The sequence below is a fragment of the Azospirillum brasilense genome, from assembly GCF_008365405.1.
GTDB classification, from domain to species: domain Bacteria; phylum Pseudomonadota; class Alphaproteobacteria; order Azospirillales; family Azospirillaceae; genus Azospirillum; species Azospirillum brasilense_D.
In genome coordinates this window covers 93,913-115,809 of sequence record NZ_QOKV01000012.1, presented here as the reverse complement: position 1 = coordinate 115,809, position 21,897 = coordinate 93,913, and the positions used below count along the sequence as shown (strand labels likewise).

Here is a 21,897-nt window from a genome sequence, read left to right as displayed (position 1 = left end):
GCGATGAGGGAAGAACGACATCCACGGATCATCAACGGTCTCATCCGACCCTTGTGGACGGTAGCCACCCCACCACTGTCATCTCCGGCCACCCCGATCAACTCACACCTTGACAGTTCACGCCGCCCGCGCCGACTCACGACAAGCAGCAAGCACCACCCCGCGCAGCCAGCGGTGGGCCGGGTCGGCGTCCTGCCGGGGATGCCACATCTGCGTCACCACGACCTCATCCAGGGCGATGGGAAGCGGCAGGGTGCGGACCCCAGCCACGCCCGCGGCAACCTGACGCTCGGACACCAGGGCGGTCAGGTCGGAGGCGCGGACGATCGCCAGGGCCGCCGGGAAGCTCGGCACCACGGCCACCACCTTGCGCGCAAGGCCGAGGGCGGCCAGCGCCTCGTCCACCCGGTCCCGCACCAGCCCGCGCCGCGAGGTCAGCACATGGCCGCAGGCGGCATACTGTTCCGGCGTCACCGCCTCCAGCCGGGTCAGCGGATGGCCGTCCCGCACGGCGGCGACCAGCCGGTCGCGGAGCAGGCTCTGCACCTTCAGCTCCGGCGTGGTTTCCGAATGCACCCCGATGTCGAGGTCGATCAGCCCGTCCCGCAACGCCTGCGCGTCGCGGTTGCCCCGCGGCGCGAAGCGCAGCAGGACGCCGGGGGCTTCGGCGGCGACGCGGCCGACCAGCCGGGCGGCGTAGACCTCGATGAAGCTCTCGCTGGCGCGCAGGGTGAAGCTGCGCTCCAGCCGGGCGATGTCGATGGCCTCCGCCGGACGCAGCACCGCGCGGACTTCCTCGGCGAGGGCGGGCACCCGCTCCCGCAGCTGGATGGCCCGCGGCGTCGGGACGAGGCCGCGCCCGGCCCGGACGAGCAGCGGGTCCCCGGTGACCGCGCGCAGGCGCGCCAGGGTGCGGCTCATCGCGGAGTCGCTGAGGCCGAGCCGCCGCGCCGCCTTGACGACGCTGCCCTCCGTGAGCAGCGCGTCGAGCGCGATGAGCAGGTTGAGATCGGGATCGGCCATGGGTGCCGAGGCTAACACATGGCGTTCAATGCAGGAATATCCTGCACAGGCGGCGTCTTCCGCCATGCCATTGGAGGGGCAAAGTTGATCCAACCACTGTTGGAGAGTTCGATGCCCCGTTCGACCGTTGCCCGAACGCCAGATTCCCCACATCCGGACGGGCTGCCCATGCCCCGCCGCGCCGTGGCCGGCGCGTCCGTCATCGCCGCGATCGTGCTCGTCGTGCTCGACGGCGCCATCGCCAACATCGCCCTGCCGACCGTCGCCGGCACCCTCGGGGTTCCGCCCGCCGACACCGTCTGGATCATCACCGCCTACCAATTGGCGCTGGTGATCGCGCTCCTGCCCGTCGGCGCCCTCGGCGAGAGTCTCGGGCACCGCAAGGTGTTCGCCGGCGGGGTGCTGCTGTTCACCGCAGCCTCCGCCGGCTGCGCCCTGGCGCCGACGCTGCCCTGGCTGATCGCCGCGCGCTTCGTCCAGGGGCTCGGCGGCGCGGCGGTGATGGCGCTGGGCGTCGCGCTGCTGCGCTTCGTCTATCCGCAGCGGCTGCTCGGCGCCGCCATCGGCTGGAACGCCCTGGCCATCGCGCTGGCCTCGGCGGCGGGACCGACGATCGGGGCGGGCATCCTCGCCGTCGCCCCCTGGCCGTTCCTGTTCGCGGTCAACATCCCGGTCGGCCTCGTGGTTCTGGCGACCGCCCGCGTGCTGCCCGCCGTCGTCGGCACCAGGCGCCGCCTCGATCCCGCCAGCGTCGCCCTCAACGCCGGCTTCTTCGCCGCCCTGGTGATGGGGGCCGAGACCGTCGCGTCGCAGCCTCTGCGCGGCGGCGCGCTGCTGCTGGCCGCGGTGCTCTGCCTTGCCGGATTGGTCCGGCGCGAAAAGGAACGCGAGGCCCCGCTGGTGCCGCTCGACCTGCTGCGGGTGCGCTCCTTCCGCCTGTCGGTGGTCGCCTCAATCCTCTGCTTCACCGGCCAGATGGCCGGCGCCGTGGCCCTGCCCTTCTACCTGCAGCACGGCCTTGGGCAGGACATCGTCACGGCGGGGCTGTTCCTGGTGCCGTGGCCGCTGGCGACCGCCGTCGCCGCACCCATCGCGGGCCGGCTGTCCGACCGCGTGGGGACGGGCTGGCTGTGCGCGCTGGGTGGTCTGCTCCTCGCCGCCGGTCTCGCCCTGGCGGCGGTCTGGCCGCTCGGGCAGGACGCGCGGCCGCTGCTGGCCTTCATGGTGATGTGCGGTTTCGGCTTCGGGCTGTTCCAGACGCCCAACAACCGCAACATGCTGCTGACCGTGCCCAAGGCGCGCAGCGGCGCCGCCGGAGGGATGCAGGGCACCGCGCGTCTGGTCGGGCAGACCGCCGGGGCGGTGCTCATGACCGTGCTGTTCTCGCTGCTGTCCGGCCCGGACGCGGCGCCGCGCCTCGGCCTCGCCCTGGCCGCCGCCCTCACCCTGGCGGGCGGCCTGACCAGCCTGCTGCGCGTTCCCGCGCGCCGCACGGCGGAGGCCGTGGAGGCGCCGGCCCCCGGCCGCTGAGCCCGGCCCTCCGGGGATCGTCAGCCGCGCCGCGCCGCCTCGATCGCGGCGATGTCGATCTTCGTCATGCCCATCATCGCCGCGAAGGCGCGCCCGGCTTCATCGCCGCCGGCCGCCAGCGCCTCGGTCAGCACGCGCGGCGTGATCTGCCAGGAGACGCCCCAGCGGTCCTTGCACCAGCCGCAGGCGCTTTCCTGCCCGCCGTTGCCGACGATGGCGTTCCAATAACGGTCGGTTTCCTCCTGATCGTCGGTGGCGATCTGGAACGAGAAGGCTTCGTTGTGTTTGAACGTCGGCCCGCCGTTGAGGCCGAGGCAGGGAACGCCAGCGACGGTAAACTCGACGGTCAGCACGTCGCCCGCCTTGCCGGACGGGTAGTCGCCGGGAGCGCGATGAACGGCCCCCACCGCGCTGTCGGGAAAGACCGTGGCGTAGAAGCGGGCCGCGGCCTCCGCGTCCTTGTCGTACCAGAGGCAGATCGTGTTCTTGGCGGTCGTCATGGTGTGTCCCCTCCCCTTCGGTGCCTTGCTGGCAAGCGCAGCGACAGGATAAAGCAGCGCCGCCCGAACCGGAACGCGTGAGGATGCGCTGGCGCCCCTGTTGACGGGAGGGTTGCAATCCCTTTCGCAGAGGTGGCGCATGAGCGACCCGAAGAAGCCGGACGACACCGGCATCCATCCCCCGCGCAGCTACGATCCCGACAGCCAGAAGCCGGCGAACGACCGTGACGAGGCCGCGCCCGGCACGCCGGGAACCGGCGAGGACATCGACCCGAGGACCGGCGAGACCTTCACCGAGGGCATCGGCGGCGCCTGACCGCCCTTATCGCCCAGCCCTCATCGCCCAGCGGCTAAAGCCTGCATGGTCACGCGGGCGGCGCTGGCGATGTGCTCGTCGTAGAGCTGGCGCGTGCGGACGGTGTCGCGGGCGGTCATCGCCTCGTAGATCTCGCGGATCTCGCGGATCGTGTTGGGCAGCCGTCCCGGCTCGGCCAGCGACACCCCGCGCAAAAGCTGGATGCGGTTGTGCAGCGCCTTGAGGATCTGCGCCATCGTCGGGTTGCCGCAGCCGGCGATCAGCGTGTCGTAGAACATGGTCTTCGCCGTGCGGATGCGCGACGGCACGCCTTCCGCCGCCGCCGCCTCGAAACCCGCCATGGCGTCGGTCAGGATCGCCCACTGCGCCGGACTGGCCTGGGCGATGAACTCCGCCGCGGCGAGACTCTCCAGCGCCCCGCGCACCTGATAGATCTGCCGGACATCCTCCGCCGTCAGCGTCACCACCTCCAGCCCGCGCTGGGGCACGTTGTGGACCAGCCCCTCCGCCTCCAACTGGCGCAGGGCCTCCCGCAGGATCGGGCGGCTGACCTGCAACGTCTCGCACAGCTCACGCTCGACCAGCCGGTCACCGGGGGAATAGCGCCCGTCGGCGATGGCCGCGCGCAACAGGTCGATCACCTGCTGGCGCAGGGGAGCGGCGACGCGGACAATATTTAGCGGCAAATTTGACATAAAATTTCTCTTCTTGTCAGACAGTATGACGATCTGCTTGCGCCACACTACCACGTTCGATTAGCATACGTATCAGCGGCGGCCCATAGGGGCGAACGCCACACCCACCACACCATACCATCACCTCGTACACAGGAGGCAGGCGTGCAGCGGAGTGCACAAGCGAGCGCCGTTTCAAAAAGCGCCGACGAGCCTGCGGCGGCGTCCGACCCCAACCGGCAGAGGCGCCGCGAACGGCTGCTTCAATTCGGCACGCTGGTCCTGCTGCTCGCCGTCTGGGAATTCGCGGCACGCGACGCGAACAAGCTGCTGGTCGCGGTGCCCAGCGACATCGCCGTGGCGACCTGGGAGCTGCTGCTGAACGGCGAGCTGTTCTCGGCGACCATCGACAGCATGTCGACCTTCGTCCTGGGCTTCGTCATCGCCTCGGTCATCGGCATCGTGATCGGCTTCGCGATGGGCACGAACCGCACGGTGGAGGTGATCCTCGATCCCTACATCAACGCGCTCTACGCCATGCCGCTGGTGGCGCTGATCCCCATCCTGATGCTGTGGGTGGGCATCGGCTTCCTGGCGAAGATCACGATCATCATCCTGTTCGCGGTCTTCCCGGTGATCATCAACACGGTCACCGGCGTGAAGAACGTGGACCGGCATTACCTGGACATCGGCAAGGCCTTCATGGCCTCGCGGTTCATGGTCTACCGCCAGATCATCGCTCCCTACGCCCTGCCCTACGTGGCGAGCGGCCTGCGCATCGCGCTCGGCCGCGGCATCATCGCGATGATCGTGGCGGAGTTCCTGACCTCCATCTCCGGCCTCGGCGGCCTGATCATCAACTACACCAACGCGTTCGAGACGGCCAAGGCCTTCGCCCCGGTCCTGGTGGTGGCCCTGCTCGCCAACGCGCTGACGGTTCTCGTTCAAAAGGTCGAAGAGCGTTTCGGCCGCTGGCGCCGCCGCTGACCGGCCCGCCTCCCCCCGCACCACACGCGCCCCACACCACACCGGATTGAGGAAGGAAGAGGGATCATGAGCATGATGTCCCGTTCGCTGAAGGCCGCCCTGCTGGCGGGTGCCATCTCCGTGGCGATGAGCACCGCCGCGCTCGCCGCCGACGCGCTGAAGATCGGCATGCCGGCCAAGATGTTCCTGAACCTCGTCGAGTTCGTCGCGCAGGACCAGGGCTTCTACGAGAAGAACGGCCTGACGGTGGAGCTGGTGCACATCGCCGACAGCTCCATCCCCGTGCGCTCCCTGATCGCCGGGGAGCTGGACATCAGCCAGGCCGGCATGTCGGAGACGCTGGCGGCGGCCGACAAGGGCGGCACGCTGAAGACCATCGGCGGCGTCCACACCGGCCTGCATTACGCCTTCTACGCCAACGCCGCGTCGGGCGTGAAGGACGTCACCGACCTGCCCGGCAAGAAGGTCGGCATCTCCTCCCCCGGCTCGCTGCCGCACGTCGTCATCACCGCCCTGATGCGCCAAGCCGGCATGAGCGAGGAGCAGATCAAGTCGGTCCAGTGGGTTTCCCTGAAGGGCTCCTCGGCGCGCATCAACGGCATCCTGACCGGCACCATCGACGCGACCGTCTCCAACTACGACCCGAAGGCGGCGCACGACAAGAACGCCAAGGTGCTGTTCGTCGTCTCCAAGAAGCTGCCCAACTACGTGATGACCCCCTGGGACGTGAACGACCAGACCATCGCCAAGAAGCGCGACGTGCTGAAGCGCTTCGTCAAGGCGGAGCTGGAGGCGACCCGCTGGATCTTCGACAACGAGAAGGGCGCGCTGGACGTCGCGAAGAAGCACTTCGACTACAACGACGAGCAGCTCGCCGAGTTCTACGAGTTCTACAAGGTCGGCGGCATCTGGAACCCGAACGGCACCGTCACCGCCGAACAGGCCAAGTACATGCAGGAGCTGAACGTCGAAGGCGGCCTGCAGAAGGCCGTCCACCCGGCCGAGAAGGTGCTCGACACCAGCATCGTCCAGGAGGTGCTGGCGGAGATCGGCACCTACAAGCAGCCGTAATCCCGCCGGGGCCGGCGGCGCACCGCCGGCCCCCTCCCCCGCTCCGCCCCCGCCCCGCCTGCCGTCCCGCTTCAAGACCCGGTGCCGCCCCATGCCCAAGCTGTCCGTCCGCAACCTGACCAAGCGTTTCCCGGTGTCCGGAGGGCCGTCGATGACGGCGCTCGACGGCGTCGACCTGGACGTGGAGGAGGGTGAGTTCATCGCCTTCGTCGGGCCCAGCGGCTGCGGCAAGACCACGCTGCTGCGCATCATCCAGGGGTTGGAGACGGCGACCAGCGGCGAGATCCGCATCGACGGCAAGCCGGTCACCGGCCCTGGCCACGACCGCGGCTTCGTCTTCCAGCAATACGGCCTGCTGCCCTGGCTGACCGCCGCCCAGAACATCGGCTTCGCGCTGGAGGCCAAGGGCATCCCCGCCGCCCGCCAGGGCGAGACGACCGAGCGCGTGCTCGCCACTGTCGGGCTGAAGGGCTTCGGCGACCGCTTCCCGCACCAGCTGTCCGGCGGCATGCAGCAGCGCGTCGGCATCGCCCGCGCCCTGGCGATCGAGCCGGAGATCATGCTGCTCGACGAGCCGTTCGGCGCGCTCGACGCGCTGACCCGCGAGATTTTGCAGAACGAGATGCTCGGCCTGACCGAACGCATGGGCAAGACGATCCTCTTCGTCACCCACAGCGTGGACGAGGCCGTCTGCCTCGCCGACCGGGTGGTGGTCATGTCGCCCCGCCCCGGCCGCATCCGCGAGATCGTGCCCATCGACATTCCGCGCCCGCGCGCCAGCCTGGGCGAGGCGCTGCGCGACACGCCGGAATACGTCGCCAAGCGGCACCAGCTGTGGACCCAGCTGATGGATCTGGTCTGAGCGCCCCCCTTCTCCGGAACCCAGGAGGTCCCATCGTGTCAGTCGTCCCTGACGATCACGAGTGGCAGTACAACCCCCGCCATTCCGTTCCCGACTTCGCGCGCCACGCCGAGCGCGCCGCCGCGCTGAGCCGCGCCGTCCGCGAGCGTCACGCCGCGCGCTACGACATCGCCTACGGCGACAGCCCGTTGTCCACGCTCGACGTGTTCCCGGCGGCGACGCCCGGCGCCCCGCTGCACGTCTTCCTGCACGGCGGCTATTGGCGCGGACGGGACAAGGCCGATTACAGCTACGTCGCTGACGCGCTGGTGCCGCGCGGCGTCACGACCGTGGTCATGAACTACGACCTGTGCCCGGCCGCGACCCTGCCGGAGATCGCGCGGCGCACCCGCGAGGGGCTGCGCTGGATTCACCGCAACGCCGCCTCTCTGGGCGGCGATCCCGACCGCCTCACCGTGTCGGGCCATTCCGCCGGGGCGCATCTGATCGCCATGGCATTGGCCGAGGACGCCGGGGCCGGGGCCGGGGCCGGGGCCGACCGGCTGGAGGATGGCGCCATCAAGGCCGCCGTCCTGATCAGCGGCATCTACGAACTGGCGCCGGTGCTGGACATCACCGTCAACGAAACCATCGGGCTGCGCCCGGAGATGGTCGACGGGGTCAGCCCGATGCGCCACCCGCCGTCCACCGCCACGGCCCTGACGGTCGTCGTCGGTTCGGCGGAGACTCCCGCCTGGATCGCCCAGTCGCGCGACTTCGCCACCCTGTGCCAGTGCCGCGGCTCGCGCTGCTCTTATCACACGCTGGCCGGGGAGGATCACTTCTCGATCATGGCACGGATGGAAACGCCGGACGACGCGCTGTCGCGGCTGGTGCTGGATGCGGCTGGAGTAGAAGAATGATCGTCATCGATGAAACCGCCGCCCGCCGTCTGGTGTCCCCCGCCGACGCGATCGAGGCCATGGACATGGCCTTCCGCGAGGTTTCCCGCGGGCAGGCCCGCAACTTCCCGGTGGTGCGCGAACGGCTGCTGCCGGGGCCGGACGTCTACGGCATCAAGGCCGGCGGCGACCTCGCCATCGGGCTGCTCGGGCTGAAGATCGGCGGCTACTGGACGGGCAACCGCGCGCGCGGCCTGACCAACCACCAGTCCACCACCGTGCTGACCGACCCGGAGACGGGTTGCCCGACGGCGCTGGTCAGCTCCAACCACCTGACGGGGCTGCGCACCGCCGCCGCCTGCGCCATCGGCATCCGCGAGCTGGCCCGGCCCGACGCGCGGGTGCTCGCCCTGATCGGCACCGGCGGGCAGGCCGCGCACCATCTGGAGGCGGCGCTTCTGGTGCGCGACTTCGACCGCATCCTGGTGGCCAACCGCGACCGCGCGCGGGCCGAGGAACTGGCCGCCTCCTTCGCCGGGCCGGTCCCCGTCGAGGTCGTGGACGCCGAGACCGCAGCGCGCAGCGCCGACGCGCTGATCACCCTGACCACGGCGCGCGAGCCGGTGGTGCAGGCCGGCTGGGTCCGCCCCGGCACGCACATCTGCGCCATGGGCGCCGACACCGCCGGCAAGCAGGAGCTGGACCCGGCGATCCTGCTCGGCGCCGCCGTCTGGGTGGACGACTGGGCGCAGGCCGCCGCACTCGGCGAATGCCAGCACGCGCTGGCGCACGGCCTGACCCGCGAATCCATCCGCGGCACGCTGTGCGACGTGCTGGAGGGCAAGGCGCCCCGCCGCGCCGGCGCGGACGAGATCACCGTCTTCGATTCCACCGGCATGGGCATCCAGGATCTGGCGATCGCCGCCTGGGCCGTCCGCGCCGCCGATGCCGCCAAGGGCGACGTCGGCTCCACCATCCACCGCATCGATTTAGCGCGTTAACACCCAAACAGGGCGCCGCCCGAGGCCGACATGCAGTTGAAGAATGTGCGCATCGCCGGGAAGATTCTCGGCATTGTGGTGGTGTTGGGCACCGTTTCGGTGTCCACCGCCCTGGTCAGCGGCTACGGCCTCGCCACGCTCGGCGGGGAGTTGAACCGGGTCGAGGGGGCGGGCCGCGAGGCGACGCAGGGCGCCCGGCTGAACCGCTATCTGGTCGAGCTGAGCCGCGCCGAGTACCAGATGGGCGCCAACCCGGCCAGCGTCGCCACCATCGAGGCCGTCGTCGCCGACCGCAAGGCCGAGGTCCGCGCCCATCTGGAGCACGCCCGCGCCGGCGCCGACGCGCAGCAGCGCCCCCTGCTGGACGGCATCGAGACGCAATACGCCGCCTATGTCGGCAGCTTGGACGCCACGGTCGCGGCGGCGAAGAAGCACGCCGACATGGGCATCACCTACGCCCGGCGCGAGGTGCTGAACAACGTGTCCGGCAGCCAGGAACAGGTGGAGGCGCTGATCCGCGCTGTCCAGGACTACAACGGCCTCACCGTCGCCAAGACGGCGCGGATCTCCGAGGAGGCGGAAGCGCTGGCCGACCGGACCACGTGGCTGATCGCCGCGGTCGCCCTGCTCGGCATCCTCGCCAGCGGGCTGATCGGGCGCTGGCTGTCGGCGCGCGGCATCGTCGGCCCCATCGTGGAAGCGGTGTCCTGCCTGCGCCGTCTGTCGGGCGGCGACCTGACGGTGGTCATCACCGGCGCCGATCGCCGCGACGAGGTCGGCGACATCGCGCGGGCGCTCGCCGTCTTCAAGGACAACGCGCTCGACCGCCAGCGCATCCAGGCGGAGCAGGAGGCCGAGGCCCGGCACAAGCTGGACCGCGCCGAAGCGGTCGGCGCGACGATCCTGCGCTTCGACCGCGAGGTCGGCGAGGCCCTGCACGTCATGAAGGATGCCGCCGCCGCGCTGGAGGCCACCGCCAACTCCCTGTCCGCCGGGGCGGAGCAGGCGTCGGAACGGATGACCGTCGTCGGCGCCGCCGCCGAGCAGACCGCCGCCAACGTCCAGACGGTCGCCGCCGCGACGGAGGAGATGACCGCCACCGTTCAGGAGGTGTCGCGCCAGATGAACGAGGCGCGCGGCTTCGCCGACGAGGCGACGCGGCAGGCCCAGCAGGCCCAGGAGCGCGTCGGCGCCCTGACCGAATCCGGCCAGCGCATCAACGAGGTGATCGACCTCATCCAGGGCATCGCCAGCCAGACCAACCTGCTGGCGCTGAACGCCACCATCGAGGCCGCCCGTGCCGGCGAGGCCGGCAAGGGCTTCGCCGTGGTGGCGAGCGAGGTCAAGCAGCTCGCCAACCAGACGGCGCAGGCGACCGACGAGATCCGCAGCCAGGTCGGCTCCATGCAGGAGACCATCGGCGGCGCGGTATCGGCCATCCAGACGATCGCTACGGTGATCTTCCGCCTGAACGAGATGGCGACCGCCGTCGCCGCCGCCGTCGAGCAGCAGGGCGCGGCCACCGCCGAGATCGGCCGCAACGCCGTCCAGGCTGCGCAGGGGACGGCGGAGGTGACGGGGACCATCGGCACCTTGCGCGTCGCCTCCGAATCGACCGCCGCCGGATCGGCGCAGGTCCTGCAATCCGCCCGCGAGGTGGCCGGCCGCGCCGTGGCCCTCAAGGGCAGCGTCGACGCCTTCATCGCCGAGGTGAAGACCGCCTGATCCCTCCCCCAATCCATCGTCCATAACCGATCGGCCAGATCAATGGGTTGAGCGGCGCGCCGGCAACGGCCAGAATGCGGCGGTGCGGCGCGAGACGACCGGCGGCCTCCGCCGGTTTCCCTCTCGTGTGCTTTACCGCAGGACCGGTTGGGAGAGGATCACGATGACGGTTGACGGCGCGGCTCGGACCATGAGCTTTGGGTCACTCTATCGCCATGGGATGGCCCGGGTCGCGGCCTGCACGACGCCCTGCACGATCGCCGACCCCATGGCGAACGCCGCGGCGGTGCTCGACAGCGTGCGGGAGTGCGACGAACAGGCGGTCGCGGTCGCGCTGTTCCCCGAACTGGCGCTGTCCGGCTACGCCATCGACGACCTGTTCCTTCAGGATTGTCTGCTCGACGCGGTGGAGAAGGCCGTCATCCATCTGGTGGAGCAGTCGCGCGGCCTGATGCCGCTGATCCTCGTCGGCGCGCCGCTGCGCCACGCCGGCCGCGTCTACAACACGGCGGTCGCCGTGCATCGCGGCCGGCTGCTGGGCGTGGTGCCGAAGGTCCATCTGCCCAATTACCGGGAATTCTACGAGCGCCGCCATTTCGCCTCCGGCGCGGGCACCGAGGGCGGGACGATCCGCATCGGCGCTCACGACGCCCCCTTCGGCCCCGACCTGCTGTTCGCGGCGGAGGACCTGGACGGTCTGGTGGTCCACGCCGAGGTCTGCGAGGATCTCTGGGTCGCCGTCCCGCCCAGCTCCGAAGCGGCGCTGGCCGGGGCGACGGTGCTGGCGAACCTGTCGGCCAGCAACATCACCATCGGCAAGGCGGAGACCCGCCGCCTGCTCTGCAAGTCGCAATCGGCGCGCTGCATCGCCGCCTATCTCTACTCCTCCGCCGGGGCCGGGGAATCGACCACCGATCTGGCCTGGGACGGGCAGGCGTCGATCTTCGAGAACGGCGAGACGCTGGTCGAGACCGAGCGCTTTCCCAAGGGCGCCCAGATGGCCGTCGCCGACGTCGACCTCGACGTGCTGCGCCAGGAGCGGCTGCGCATGGGCACCTTCGACGACAACCGCCGCTCGCACGGGGCGGTTTTCCGCAAGGTCGCCTTCCGCGTCGATCCGCCCCGCGGGGACCTGGGGCTGCGCCGCAACGTGCCGCGCTTCCCCTTCGTCCCGGCGGCGCGGGAGCGTCTGGAGTTGGACTGCTACGAGGCCTACAACATCCAGGTCGCCGGGCTGGTCCAGCGGTTGCGGGCCACGGGCATGCCGCGCATCGTGATCGGCGTGTCGGGCGGGCTGGATTCGACCCACGCCCTGATCGTCGCCGCCCGCGCCATGGACCTGCTCGACCGGCCGCGCACCGACATCCTCGCCTTCACGATGCCGGGCTTCGGCACCAGCGACAAGACCAAGGGCAACGCCATGCGCCTGATGAGCGCGCTCGGCGTGTCGCACCATGAACTCGACATCCGTCCCGCCGCCAACCAGATGCTCAAGGACATGGACCACCCCTTCGCCCGCGGCGAGGCGGTGTACGATGTGACCTTCGAGAACGTCCAGGCGGGTCTGCGGACCGACTACCTGTTCCGCCTCGCCAACCAGCGGGGCGGCATCGTTCTGGGCACCGGCGACCTGTCGGAGCTGGCACTCGGCTGGTGCACCTACGGCGTCGGCGACCAGATGGCCCATTACAACGTCAATTCGGGCGTCCCGAAGTCGCTGATCCAGCATCTGATCCGCTGGGTCATCGGCTCCCGCCAGTTTCCGGACGAGGTTCTGGACACGCTGGGCGCCATCCTGGCAACAGAGATTTCGCCTGAGTTGGTCCCCGCCGGCAGCGACCGCGCCCTGCAGAGTTCGGAGGCCGTCGTCGGCCCCTACGAGCTTCAGGATTTCCATCTGTTCCACACGCTGCGCTACGGTCTGCGCCCGTCGAAGATCGCCTTCCTCGCCCTGCACGCCTGGTCCGATCCGGCGCGCGGCGACTGGCCGGCGGGCTATCCGGTGGAGAAGCGCACCGCCTACACGCTGGCCGAAATCCATTCCTGGCTGCGCGTCTTCATCCAGCGCTTCTTCGGCTTCAGCCAGTTCAAGCGCTCGGCCATGCCCAACGGGCCGAAGGTGACGGCGGGCGGGTCCCTGTCGCCGCGCGGCGACTGGCGCGCCCCGTCCGACGGCAACGCCCGCATCTGGCTGGCGGAGCTGGAGCGCGAAGTTCCCAAGGAGTAGCCGCCCTACCCCGCCGCACCGGTCCGTTCGTTCATCACCAGCCGCCCGGCCGGCCAGGAGCGGACCAGCCCGGCAGCGCGCAGTTCCGGCAGGGCGCGGGCCACAGTGTCGTGCGACAGACCCGTCGCCTCGACCAGCGCCGGCCCGGATTTCGCTCCGCTCCGCAGAGCGTGCAGCACCGCCGCGGTCGGCGTTCCGGCCTGGGCGAGCGCCGCCTCGCTGCGGGCGGGACGGTTCGCCCGGCCGGCGGCGACCATCGCGGCGATGGCGCGGAGCTGGCCCAGCCGGTGCATCGCCTCGGCGCCGCGGTCCTCGCGCAACGCCAGCGCCGTGTGGCAGCGGGCGACCTCCCGCGCCAGGGCGGCGAGGTTGGCGGCACGGTCCTGCACGAGGCACAGCGCCACCTCCTCGGCGAGGGTGTCGAGATCCGCGTCGGCTTCGTCCCAGCGGCCGGCCTCGACGGCGTCCCGGATGCCGTCGGCCAATTCCCGATACGCCTCCCCGCTCATGGACAGCCCTCCGTCTTCAGCTCCGGCCAGCCTTGCGGCTCCCAGCGCGCCGCGACGCAGCCGGGCTCCGGCGCGTCGATGGGAAGCGACAGCCGGCGGATGCGCGAGGATTGCGCCGGATCGGCGCGCGGCTGGAAGAACAGCGCGACCCCGCAATCGGTGATGCGCTTGTCCTCCTCCCCGTCGGCGTCGCAGACGCGGTTGAAGCGGTGCGAGAAGGACATGCTGTTCGCCACCACCACCCGGCACGACCCGGCGCGGGAGGACTCGTCGCCGGCCTGGGCCTGCCACCGCTCCTCCGTCAGGCCGGCGTCCATCACCGGCGTGACGATCCAGTCCAGCAGTTTGGCCCGGCACAGCCACGCCGCCGGCTGCTCGCGCCCGAGATCCTCGCAGATCATCACCGCCAGCCGGCCCATGTTGGGCAACTCCACGATGGTGACGCCGTCCCCCGGCGCGATGAATTCCTTCGCCGCGTCGAGCAGCCGGCCGTCCGGGCCGCGCACGTCGTAGGAGCGGCACTGGTCTGCGTCGAGGTCCCAGCAATGCAGCTTGGTCTGGCAAAAAATCTCGGCTCCCGTCCGGTCGAGCAGGACCGCTGTGCTGCGCGGCTTGCCGCCCTCCTCCCCATCCTGCCGGACGCCGACGAGAACGTAGCGAAGCGGGCCGTCCAAGGCGTGACGCCGCACCGCCGCTTTGATGGCGTCGAGCGTGGCAGGATCGGCGGTCACCTCGGGAAAGACGACGATGGTCGCGCCTTCGGCGGCCAACGCGTCGATGGCCGACGCCGCACGGGCGCCGAGGTCGCCGGGAACCGCGGCGTACCAGTCCGCGCCGTCCTGGGAAAAGGTCCGAAGGGCGAGGTCGTCCTCGGCCAGGGCGAGCGGAACGACGCCGACGATGGGCGCCCAAGCGGGATCGCTGGGGCACTGGTCGGCGACCTCGGCAACGCGCTGGAAGGCCAGCGAGACGGGCCGTTCGCCGTCCTCACCGTGGGGGCACTCCGCAGCGAGAGTCGGCGGCAGCAGAAGGAGGTTGTGGAACAGATCGGCCACGTCGAAGGACCCGCGCAGAGGCGTCACCTCCCGGATGTTCACCGAGCGGTCGAACAGGCCGGGCCGCAGGATGAGCTGGCCATCGGCGGCGTCACCGTTGAAGCGCCCATGCCGCTTGTACCATTGCCGCGCCCGCAGATGACCATCGGACAGCGCGCTGCGCGCCAGGAAGCGCGAGGCCAGCGGCGCGAACCATTGGTCGATGGCCTGGGCCGCCAGGACTGTCCGTTCCAACGGCGTCCCCTCGTCGGCCGTGTCGACCCATGCCTTGAGCGCATCGGCGCCGTCGTCGGCCTCCAACAGCGCCATCAGACGGCGCAGCGCATCACCCGCGTCATCGGGTGCGAATTCCAGGCGCTGCGCGGCGCGTTCGGTCTCGTTCGGGTCTCGGTCCAGGTGGTGCCGCAGCGCAACGAACAGATCAGCCGGATGCATGCCTTCAACCACGCGAAGCGACGGAATGGGACGTGATGTCTGCCCTGTTGAACAGCACGGCGGCGCCTTGGTTTCGTGGTTACGGTGTCGAACGCGGGCCAGCGCGCCTCGGCATCCTTTTTGACGGGGAGCGAAAAGGGGTTGGCCGCCCCTCGCTTAGCGATGCATTAACCATGATCGCCGGACCATGGCTCCCGGACAGCGTGCCTCGGACGAGGCGAAGCAGGGGAGCGTGGCTCATGACGGGACGGGTGCTTGGCGGACTGATGGCCGCATGGGTGTTGTGGAGCGGTGCCGCCGCCGCGTCGGCGCTGTGCCCGGTCCCGCCCGGCGCGGATCCAGCCGCCGCCGGATTGACGCACAGCCGGGCCGCCCTGGCCGCCGGGCAGCCGCTGACCGTCGTCGCGATGGGGTCGTCCAGCACGGAGGGCGTCGGGGCCACCGGCGTCGCCGCCACCTACCCCGCCCAGCTCGACGCCATTCTGGAGCAGCGTCACGCCACCTCGGCCATCCAGGTTCTGAACAAGGGCATCGGCGGCGAGACGGCGGGGGCCAACCTCGTCCGCTTCGACAAGGACGTGCTGGCCGCCAAGCCGGACCTCGTGGTCTGGCAGGTCGGGACCAACGACAGCTTCCAGAAGGTGCCGCTCGACGCCTTCGCCGCCACCCTGCGCGACGGCATCGCCCGCATCCGCAAGACCGGCGCCGATGTCATCCTGATGAACCCGCAGTCCTTCCCCGGCGAAGTCAAGGTCGAGTCCTACGCCGCCTATGCGTCCACCGTGGTCGCGCTGGGCCGCGAACTCGACGTGCCGGTGCTCGACCGCTACCGCATCATGGCCTGGTGGCTGGAGAGCCGGCACTTTGCCGCCGATCAGGTGCTGAGCACCGACGGCCTGCACCTGAAGGATCTCAGCTACCGCTGCCTAGCGGAGTTCGTCGCCGACATGATCGACACCCCGCGGGTGGTGAGCGAGAAGACCGCGGCGCGCTGAGCCTGTCTGAGAGTCCCTCTCCCGCCCCGGGAGAGGGTGCCCGCGAAGCGGGCGGGTGAGGGTCGCACGAAGATCGGGGATTTATCCTTGTCGACACCCTCACCCTTCCCACGCCTGCGGCGCGGGCCCCTTCCCTCTCCCGGGGCGGGAGAGGGGATATCCCCACCCGTCAGACGACCAGTTGCGCCCCCAGGAACTGCCGGAGTTCCGGAGTCCGGGGGTTGCCGAAGACCTCTTCGGGCGGGCCGATCTCGTGCACGCGGCCCTGGTGCATGAAGACCACACGGTCGCAGACCTCGCGGGCGAAGCGCATCTCGTGGGTCACCATCATCAGCGTCATGCCGTCGGCGGCCAGCTCCTTCACCACCGCCAGCACCTCGTTCACCAGCTCCGGGTCGAGGGCCGAGGTGATCTCGTCGCACAGCAGGGCCATCGGCTGCATCGACAGCGCCCGCGCGATGGCGACGCGCTGCTGCTGCCCGCCGGAGAGCTGGTCGGGGTAGGCGTCGAACTTGTGGCCCAAGCCCACCCGCTCCAGCATGCGGCGGGCCATCGCCTCCGCCTCGCGGGCCGGGGTCTTCTTGACGACCATTTGCGACAGCATGACGTTGCGCCCCGCCGACAGGTGCGGGAACAGATTGAACTGCTGGAAGATCATGCCGACCTTCAGCCGCAGCGCCTTCAGGTGCAGGTCGTCGTTGATGAGCTGGGCGCCGGCCACCATGATCGAGCCGTCGTCGATCATCTCCAGCCCGTTGACGCAGCGCAGAAGCGTGCTCTTGCCCGAACCGCTCTTGCCGATGATGGCGACGACCTCGCCGCGCTCGACGTCCAGGTTGATCCCTTTCAGGACTTCGACGTCGCCGAAGCGCTTCTTCACCTCAGTGATCGCGATGAGCGACATTGAGCTTCCTTTCCAGAATCTGGCTGCTCTTGGACAGGGGCCAGCACAGCGCGAAGTAGATCAGGGCGACCAGCCCATAGACGGTGAAGGGCTCGAAGGTCGCGTTGGTGACGACCGTGCCGGCCTTGGACAGCTCCACGAAGCCGATGATCGAGGTCAGCGCCGTGCCCTTCACCACCTGCACCGAGAAGCCGACGGTGGGCGGGACGGCGACGCGCACCGCCTGGGGCAGGATCACGTAGCGCATCTGCTGGACGTAGCCCATGCCGAGGCTGGCCGACGCCTCCCACTGGCCGCGGGCGACCGATTCCACGCAGCCGCGCCAGATCTCCACCAGGAAGGCCGCCGTCCACAGGATCAGTGCCAGCCCGGCGGCCAGCCAGGCCGGCACGTCGATGCCGAACAGGCCGAGCCCGAAGAAGGCGAGGAAGAGCTGCATCAGCAACGGCGTGCCCTGGAACAGCTCGACATAGCCCTGGACGAAGATCCGTCCGGCCCGCGCCTTGCCGATGCGCAGGTAGAGCAGCGCCATCCCCAGCAGCCCGCCGCCGATGAAGGAGACGAGCGAGAGGACCACCGTCCAGCGCGCCGCCAGCAGCAGGTTGCGCAGGATGTCCCACAGGGTGAAGGTCATCATCGCGCGGCCCTCCGCGGGAACAGCATCTTCCCGACGCCGCGCAGCGCCTGCCGCAGGGCCAGCGCCAGCAGCAGATAGAGGCCGGTGGTCAGGAAATAGCTCTCGAAGGCGCGGAAGGTCCGCGACTGGATGAAGTTGGCGGCGAAGGTGATGTCCTCCGCCGCGATCTGCGACACCACCGACGAACCGAGCATGACGATGACGATCTGCGACGACAGCGCCGGCCAGATCCGTTGCAGCGCCGGGATCAGCACGACGTGGCGGAAGGTCTCGAAGCGGGTCATGGCGAGGCTGGCCCCGGCCTCGAACTGGCCGCGCGGGGTGGCCTCGATGCCGGCGCGGATGATCTCGCCGCTGTAGGCGCCGAGGTTGACGATCATCGCCAGGACCGCCGCCTGGAATTCGGTCATCTGCACGCCGAGCGACGGCAGGCCGAAGAAGATGAAGAACAGCTGGATCAGGAAGGGCGTGTTGCGGATCAGTTCCACATAGGCGACGACCGGCGGGCGCAGCCAGCGCGGGCCGAGCGACCGCGTCCAGGCGCAGGCGATGCCCAGCGCCACTCCGAACAGCGTGCCGATCAGGGTCAGTTCGACCGTCGTCACCAGCCCCTTCAGGATGACGGGCCAGTATTCGGCGATCCATGAATAATCGAAGCGGTAGGTCATGCGGCCCTCCGGTCAGCCCCCCGTACGCCGGGCCGCCGTGGGGGCCGAAGCCACCCGCGGCGTCCCGGCCCCATCGTCGTCAGAGGTCCTTCGGCAGGTCAGCGGACAGCCACTTCTGCGCGACGGCGTTCAGCGAGCCGTCGGCCTTGGCCGCCGCCAGGATGCCGTTCAGCTTTTCCAGCAGGGCCGGCTGCTCCTTGCTCAGGCCAATGTAGCAAGGGGAGTTCTTGATGAGGAACTTCAGCTCCGGCCGCTTCGGCGGGTTGCGGGCGAGGATCGCCGCCGCCACGACGTTGCCGGTTGCCACCACCTCGACCTGACCGGACAGGAAGGCGGAGATGGTGCCGTTGTTGTCCTCGTAGCGCTTGATGACCGCGTCGGCCGGGGCGATCTTGGTCAGTTCCAGATCCTCGATGGCGCCGCGGGTCACGCCGACGGTCTTGCCGGCCAGATCCTCCGGCTTCGCGGCGGTGACGCCGGCCGGGGCGAAGACGCCGTTGAAGAAGGGCGCGTAGGCGTCGGTGAAGTCGATGACCTTCTCACGCTCGGCGTTCTTGCCAAGGCTGGAGATGACCAGATCGACCTTGTTGGTCTGCAGGAAGGGGATGCGGTTGGCGCTGGTCACCGGCACCAGTTCCACCTTCACGCCCATCTTGGCGCCGATCAGCTTGGCAACGTCGATGTCGTAGCCGAGCGGGGTCATGTCCGGGCCGACCGAGCCGAAGGGCGGGAAGTCCTGCGGGACGGCGACGCGCAGCGTGCCGCGCTTCGTGATGTCCTGGAGGGCGTCGGCCCGCGCCGCGGGGGCCTGGGCGATGGACAGGCCGGCGACGGCGGCGACGGCCAGGGCGAGCAGGGTCCTGCGCTTCATGTCTCTAACTCCTCCGGTTGGTCTGGATGGAATGGTTTGTGTGAAAGGGGTCAGGCGGGGGCGCCGGGCGAGAGGATCTCGCGCAGGCCGGCCAGGGGATCGGGGGCGGCGGCGAGGTCGAGGCCGTCCTCGACGCGTCGGATGTGCTCGTCCATCAGCCGCGCCGCCCCGGCGTAGTCGCCGTCGGCCAGCAGCGTCACGATGCCGGCGTGGTCGTCGCTGGACGCCGCGGCGTCCTGGTCGGACTGGTAAAGCATCGAGACCAGCGTCGTGCGCGCGGTCAGGTCGCGCAGGATGTCGGTCAGGAAGGGGTTGCCGAAGGCGTGGGCGAGGTGGATGTGGAAGTCGCCGAGCAGGCAGGTGCGCGACCCGACATGGCCGGTGTGCAGCGCCTCGCGCTCCTCCTCGACATGGGCGCGCAGGTGGGCGACGGCGTCCCCCGGCAGCGTGTGCCCCGGCAGCCTGTGCAGATCGCGCAGCATCCCGGTCTCGATGACCCGCCGCGCCTGGAAGGCGGCCCGCGCCTCCGTCGCCGAGGGCTCGACGACGAACCAGCCGCGCCGGGCGCTGACATGGACGATGCCGCGCGTCTCCAGCCGCATCATCGCCTCGCGCACGCGGGTGCGGGACACGCCGTAGACCTCGGCCAGCTTCGCCTCGCCCAACCGGGTGCCGGGCCGCAGCCGGCCGCCCAGGATGGCGGAGATCACGCTGTCTTCGATGCTGTCGGGAAGCTGGGTCATCAGGCTGCCGCACCAATCTTGTATACAAGACTGTTGAGCAAGCGGCGTGCCAGCCGGAACGGCGCGGAATCGCTGGGTGGCGGCGTCTCTTTTGATTAAGAACCAGGCAAGGCCCCGACCTGATTAAGCCTTATGCACGGATTTGCGGCACCGGCGCCATCGGAGTTGCGCCCTGAAGCCGCGACGGCGGAACCATCGGCCGCCGCGTCCAGTTGGGCTTGGGGAATCCCGCTTTTTCAAAGAGGACAATGTCCATGGCTCGCGCAGCCACCCGTTCCCTTGCCATCGTCACCGGTGCGTCCACCGGCATCGGCCTCGAACTCGCCAAGCAGTGCGCCCGCAATGGCTTCGACCTCCTGATCGCCGCCGACGATCCGGCCATTGAGGAGGCCGCCAAGGAGCTGCGCGCGCTCGGCGTCACGGTCGAGACGGTGCAGGCGGACCTCGCCACCCTCGACGGCGTCGACAAATTGTGCGCGGCGGTGAAGGGCCGCCCGGTCGACGCGCTGCTCGCCAACGCCGGCCACGGGCTGGGACACGGCTTCCTCGACCAAGACTTCCAGGAGGCCCGCCACGTCATCGACACCAACATCACCGGCACGCTGTACCTGATCCAGACGGTCGGGCGCGGCATGCGCGACCGCAAGCAGGGCCGCATCCTGATCACCGGCTCGATCGCCGGCTTCATGCCCGGCACCTATCAGGCGGTCTACAACGGCACCAAGGCCTTCATCGACTCCTTCTCCTTCGCGCTGCGCCACGAGATCAAGGACTCCGGGGTGACGGTCACCTGCCTGATGCCTGGCGCCACCGACACCGAGTTCTTCGAGCGCGCCGGCATGGAGGACACCAGGATCGGCCAGGGCAAGAAGGACGACCCGGCGATGGTCGCCAAAGTCGGCTTCGACGCGATGATGCGCGGCGACGGCGACGTGGTGGCCGGTTGGAAGAACAAGCTGCAGACCGCCATGGCCGCCGTGACGCCCTCCGGCGTGCTGGCCGAGCAGCACCGGAAGCAGGCCGAGCCCGGTTCGGGCCACCACTGATCGGCGGTCTCCCGCCCCCCTTCCCCCACCACCCGTTACGGAGGAGCCCCGCATGAAAGCCCTGGTCTGGCACGGCACCGCCGACGTCCGTTACGACACCGTCCCCGACCCGGAGATCGAGCAGCCCCGAGACGCCATCGTCAAGGTCACGTCCTGCGCCATCTGCGGTTCGGATCTGCATCTCTACGACCACTTCATGCCCGGCATGGAGAAGGGCGACATCCTGGGTCACGAGTTCATGGGCGAGGTCGTGGATGTCGGGGCCGAGGCCAAGAGCGCCCTGAAGGTCGGCGACCGCGTCGTCGTGCCCTTCACCATCTGGTGCGGCGAGTGCGACCAATGCCGCCGCGGCAACTATTCGGTCTGCGAGCGCTCCAACCGCAACAAGGCGATGGCCGACAAGCTGTTCGGCCACACCACGGCCGGGCTGTTCGGCTACACCCACCTGACCGGCGGCTATCCCGGCGGGCAGGCGGAATATGTGCGCGTCCCCTTCGCCGACCGCACCCATGTGAAGATCCCGGACGGGCTGACCGACGAGCAGGTGCTGTTCCTCGGCGACATCTTCCCCACCGGCTGGCAGGCGGCGGCGCAGTGCGACATCCAGCCGACCGACACGGTGGCGATCTGGGGCTGCGGCCCGGTCGGGCAGATGACGATCCGCAGCGCCATCCTGCTGGGCGCCAAGCAGGTCATCGCCATCGACCGCGTCCCTGAGCGCCTGTCCATGGCCAAGGCCGGCGGCGCCATCACCATCAACTTCGAGGAGGAAAGCGTCGTCGAGCGGCTGAACGAGCTGACCGGCGGCAAGGGTCCGGAGAAGTGCATCGACGCCGTCGGCATGGAGGCGCACGCCACCGCCACGCTCGATTCCATGTACGACCGCGCCAAGCAGGCGCTGGCCCTAGAATCCGACCGCGCGCACGTGCTGCGCGAGATGATGTATGTCTGCCGCCCCGCCGGCACGCTGTCGATCCCCGGCGTCTATGGCGGGCTGATCGACAAGGTCCCCTTCGGCATGTCGATGAACAAGGGCCTGACCTGGCGCATGGGCCAGACCCACGTCAACCGGTGGACCGACGATCTGCTGCGCCGCATCCAGGAGGGGCAGATCGACCCGTCCTTCGTCATCACCCACACCGTGGGTCTGGCCGATGGGCCGGGCATGTACCAGACCTTCCGCGACAAGCAGGACGGCTGCATCAAGGTCGTGCTCAAGCCGTAACAGGGAGGCGCA

Annotated in this window: 22 protein-coding genes; 12 read left to right on the top strand and 10 right to left on the bottom strand. The window is 69.8% G+C overall.

Going from position 1 to position 21,897, the window contains the following annotated elements; translation table 11 throughout:
- Positions 1–117: 117 nt before the first annotated feature.
- Positions 118–1,023 (bottom strand): LysR family transcriptional regulator, encoded by a 906-nt coding sequence (locus DS837_RS18785; RefSeq protein ID WP_149166156.1) that lies wholly within the window; start codon positions 1,021–1,023, stop codon positions 118–120.
- Between the two features lie 168 nt (positions 1,024–1,191).
- Between DS837_RS18785 and DS837_RS18780 the strand changes: the two genes are divergently transcribed.
- Positions 1,192–2,553, top strand: a complete 1,362-nt coding sequence (locus DS837_RS18780) for an MFS transporter (RefSeq protein WP_211102313.1) — start codon at positions 1,192–1,194, stop codon at positions 2,551–2,553.
- A 20-nt stretch (positions 2,554–2,573) separates the two neighbouring features.
- Here the strand turns inward: DS837_RS18780 and DS837_RS18775 are convergent, their stop codons facing one another.
- Positions 2,574–3,053, bottom strand: coding sequence for a VOC family protein (locus DS837_RS18775; RefSeq protein WP_149166154.1), 480 nt, complete (start codon positions 3,051–3,053; stop codon positions 2,574–2,576).
- 139 nt (positions 3,054–3,192) lie between these two features.
- Between DS837_RS18775 and DS837_RS32110 the strand changes: the two genes are divergently transcribed.
- Positions 3,193–3,369 carry a hypothetical protein gene (locus tag DS837_RS32110; RefSeq protein ID WP_170295901.1) on the top strand — a complete coding sequence of 59 codons (177 nt, stop codon included), beginning with the start codon at positions 3,193–3,195 and terminating at the stop codon, positions 3,367–3,369.
- A 20-nt stretch (positions 3,370–3,389) separates the two neighbouring features.
- On the opposite strand, the gene DS837_RS33110 is transcribed toward DS837_RS32110, so the two are convergent.
- Positions 3,390–4,064 (bottom strand): GntR family transcriptional regulator, encoded by a 675-nt coding sequence (locus DS837_RS33110; protein WP_282187577.1) that lies wholly within the window; start codon positions 4,062–4,064, stop codon positions 3,390–3,392.
- Positions 4,065–4,208: 144 nt separating this feature from the next.
- Here DS837_RS33110 and DS837_RS18765 point away from each other — a divergent pair, with 144 nt between their 5' ends.
- The 7 genes from DS837_RS18765 (at position 4,209) to DS837_RS18735 (ending at position 12,797) form a co-directional block, all read left to right on the top strand.
- Positions 4,209–5,030, top strand: a complete 822-nt coding sequence (locus DS837_RS18765) for an ABC transporter permease (RefSeq protein WP_149166153.1) — start codon at positions 4,209–4,211, stop codon at positions 5,028–5,030.
- A 66-nt stretch (positions 5,031–5,096) separates the two neighbouring features.
- Entirely contained in the window at positions 5,097–6,101 is a 1,005-nt protein-coding gene (locus tag DS837_RS18760) for an ABC transporter substrate-binding protein (RefSeq protein WP_149166152.1), read from the top strand.
- Positions 6,102–6,192: 91 nt separating this feature from the next.
- Positions 6,193–6,963, top strand: a complete 771-nt coding sequence (locus DS837_RS18755; protein ID WP_145678882.1) for an ABC transporter ATP-binding protein — start codon at positions 6,193–6,195, stop codon at positions 6,961–6,963.
- Between the two features lie 35 nt (positions 6,964–6,998).
- Positions 6,999–7,865, top strand: coding sequence for an alpha/beta hydrolase (locus DS837_RS18750; RefSeq protein WP_149166151.1), 867 nt, complete (start codon positions 6,999–7,001; stop codon positions 7,863–7,865).
- Positions 7,862–8,845 (top strand): ornithine cyclodeaminase family protein, encoded by a 984-nt coding sequence (locus DS837_RS18745; RefSeq protein WP_149166150.1) that lies wholly within the window; start codon positions 7,862–7,864, stop codon positions 8,843–8,845. The genes DS837_RS18750 and DS837_RS18745 overlap by 4 nt, the downstream gene beginning before the upstream one ends.
- Positions 8,846–8,875: 30 nt before the next feature.
- Positions 8,876–10,570: a methyl-accepting chemotaxis protein gene (locus tag DS837_RS18740; protein WP_149166149.1), complete on the top strand. Its 1,695-nt coding sequence runs from the start codon at positions 8,876–8,878 to the stop codon at positions 10,568–10,570.
- A gap of 163 nt (positions 10,571–10,733) precedes the next feature.
- Positions 10,734–12,797, top strand: a complete 2,064-nt coding sequence (locus DS837_RS18735; protein WP_425599261.1) for an NAD(+) synthase — start codon at positions 10,734–10,736, stop codon at positions 12,795–12,797.
- A 5-nt stretch (positions 12,798–12,802) separates the two neighbouring features.
- Here the strand turns inward: DS837_RS18735 and DS837_RS18730 are convergent, their stop codons facing one another.
- Together DS837_RS18730 and DS837_RS18725 are read right to left on the bottom strand one after the other, a co-directional pair.
- Complete coding sequence (locus DS837_RS18730; RefSeq protein ID WP_149166148.1) at positions 12,803–13,306, bottom strand: hypothetical protein; 504 nt, start codon at positions 13,304–13,306, stop codon at positions 12,803–12,805.
- A complete protein-coding gene (locus DS837_RS18725; RefSeq protein WP_149166147.1) occupies positions 13,303–14,796 on the bottom strand; it encodes a carbon-nitrogen hydrolase family protein in 1,494 nt (497 codons plus the stop codon). Before DS837_RS18725 ends, DS837_RS18730 begins: the two co-directional genes overlap by 4 nt.
- Before the next feature lie 239 nt (positions 14,797–15,035).
- Here DS837_RS18725 and DS837_RS18720 point away from each other — a divergent pair, with 239 nt between their 5' ends.
- Positions 15,036–15,791 (top strand): SGNH/GDSL hydrolase family protein, encoded by a 756-nt coding sequence (locus tag DS837_RS18720; protein WP_149166146.1) that lies wholly within the window; start codon positions 15,036–15,038, stop codon positions 15,789–15,791.
- 169 nt (positions 15,792–15,960) lie between these two features.
- On the opposite strand, the gene DS837_RS18715 is transcribed toward DS837_RS18720, so the two are convergent.
- The 5 genes from DS837_RS18715 to DS837_RS18695 form a co-directional block, all read right to left on the bottom strand.
- Positions 15,961–16,695 carry an amino acid ABC transporter ATP-binding protein gene (locus tag DS837_RS18715; protein WP_014197879.1) on the bottom strand — a complete coding sequence of 245 codons (735 nt, stop codon included), beginning with the start codon at positions 16,693–16,695 and terminating at the stop codon, positions 15,961–15,963.
- Positions 16,673–17,332, bottom strand: coding sequence for an amino acid ABC transporter permease (locus tag DS837_RS18710; RefSeq protein WP_149166145.1), 660 nt, complete (start codon positions 17,330–17,332; stop codon positions 16,673–16,675). The genes DS837_RS18715 and DS837_RS18710 overlap by 23 nt, the downstream gene beginning before the upstream one ends.
- Positions 17,329–18,000: an amino acid ABC transporter permease gene (locus DS837_RS18705; protein ID WP_149166144.1), complete on the bottom strand. Its 672-nt coding sequence runs from the start codon at positions 17,998–18,000 to the stop codon at positions 17,329–17,331. Before DS837_RS18705 ends, DS837_RS18710 begins: the two co-directional genes overlap by 4 nt.
- Before the next feature lie 79 nt (positions 18,001–18,079).
- Positions 18,080–18,871 carry a transporter substrate-binding domain-containing protein gene (locus tag DS837_RS18700; RefSeq protein ID WP_149166143.1) on the bottom strand — a complete coding sequence of 264 codons (792 nt, stop codon included), beginning with the start codon at positions 18,869–18,871 and terminating at the stop codon, positions 18,080–18,082.
- A 50-nt stretch (positions 18,872–18,921) separates the two neighbouring features.
- Positions 18,922–19,614: a GntR family transcriptional regulator gene (locus tag DS837_RS18695; protein WP_149166142.1), complete on the bottom strand. Its 693-nt coding sequence runs from the start codon at positions 19,612–19,614 to the stop codon at positions 18,922–18,924.
- Positions 19,615–19,868: 254 nt separating this feature from the next.
- Between DS837_RS18695 and DS837_RS18690 the strand changes: the two genes are divergently transcribed.
- Positions 19,869–20,660 (top strand): SDR family NAD(P)-dependent oxidoreductase, encoded by a 792-nt coding sequence (locus DS837_RS18690; RefSeq protein WP_149166141.1) that lies wholly within the window; start codon positions 19,869–19,871, stop codon positions 20,658–20,660.
- A 52-nt stretch (positions 20,661–20,712) separates the two neighbouring features.
- A complete protein-coding gene (locus DS837_RS18685) occupies positions 20,713–21,885 on the top strand; it encodes a zinc-dependent alcohol dehydrogenase (protein WP_149166140.1) in 1,173 nt (390 codons plus the stop codon).
- The last annotated feature ends 12 nt before the right edge of the window (positions 21,886–21,897 follow it).